The sequence below is a fragment of the Halorubrum sp. SP9 genome, assembly GCF_005435015.1.
GTDB lineage: Archaea > Halobacteriota > Halobacteria > Halobacteriales > Haloferacaceae > Halorubrum > Halorubrum sodomense.
Genome location: NZ_SGXU01000129.1, coordinates 1 through 1,128, shown reverse-complemented (window position 1 = coordinate 1,128; position 1,128 = coordinate 1). Strand labels below are relative to the sequence as shown.

Genomic DNA, 1,128 nt, shown 5'->3' with positions numbered 1-1,128 from the left:
ACCGTCCGTTCGGGCCGTCGGCCGGTTGGATCGCGAGGTCGCCGTTGGCGACGGTGTCAGCGGGGCCGTCGACCACCGCCGCGCCCGTGGCGAAGGCGAGTGCGGTGGCTGCGGAAGCGGCTAGCAGGACCAGTATTAGAATCCGTCGGGCAGTCGACATCAGTTAGTTGGATACATATTGTTCTCAGAGTGTCTTCGTATTGTGGTCCTTGATTCACTGAAGGGTCTGATTACTCACCGGATCTGGTGCGTTCAATCCTCAGCGACCTTATTACAAATAAATAACAGTATCTGAGACCGAATATGGATTGGCGCCAACAGGATTATTAGCGGTAGTTACGTCCGGGGACCGCCTCTGTCAGAGTTCTGTACTGCGTGCCCGGGTTCGTCGGGTACGTCTTCCTCGTCAGCCTTAGCAATGATCGTCGATTGGCCGTCTCGGTCAGACGGTCTCCCGACAGTGTTGATTGTCAGACCAACGTTGAATCCGTCTCCGACCTCAACATACTGGATCACCTCTCTGTCGTTGAACACGTTGTTGCCGTCAAGGCTGATTCCCTCGTCAATGTCGGAATTATAGTAATTTACACCAGGAATATTCGACTTCATCCAGATCCATACCGGTTGTGAGCCTTGGTTGGTAATCGAAAACAGGTCATCAAAAAACGTTTCAGCCTGTTCATTCACACCTTTCCCGCCGATTTTGTTCTCACCTATCGAAATTGAAAGAGTATCCGAACGACCCCCAGACCCGTCAACGAATTCGTTTGAGTTCGGCGTACTCAGCGGCTTCAATTGTAGGTACGCATTTGAATCGGGAGACACTGACACAGAGACGTTCCGACTCACACTTAGACTCGTGAACGCACCAGTTCCTATTGCTGCCGCACTACCAGTGGCCAAGGCTCCTAGACCGGCGATGAACTTGCGTCGGTTTGTCATAGTTGGTTTACCTCGTTGACCGCACACGACCCGCGGGCCGCCGACGCGGGACATCCCGCGTCATCTGGGGTCGCTCTACTACACCCATGGGGCCTATCCCATATCGTTATGAATTTCCAGAAACACTTCCGGGCGAGACTGAAACTCGGCCGCCCGGTTCCGACCCCGCCTGAATCCCGACCGAAT

Annotated in this window: 1 protein-coding gene and 1 pseudogene; both read right to left on the bottom strand. The window is 54.1% G+C overall.

Annotated elements, in window-relative coordinates; translation table 11 throughout:
* Positions 1-160 (bottom strand): annotated as a pseudogene (locus tag EXE45_RS21440) (DUF1102 domain-containing protein); the annotation flags it as partial.
* A 176-nt stretch (positions 161-336) separates the two neighbouring features.
* The gene (locus EXE45_RS16800; protein ID WP_137695004.1) at positions 337-942 is read right to left on the bottom strand and encodes a hypothetical protein; all 606 of its coding nucleotides are present in this window, start codon (positions 940-942) and stop codon (positions 337-339) included.
* Between the last annotated feature and the right edge of the window lie 186 nt (positions 943-1,128).

Excerpts from the sequence above, each read along its gene's own strand:
- EXE45_RS16800 (WP_137695004.1), bottom strand. The coding sequence starts at position 942 with ATGACAAACCGACGCAAGTTCATCGCCGGTCTAGGAGCCTTGGCCACT.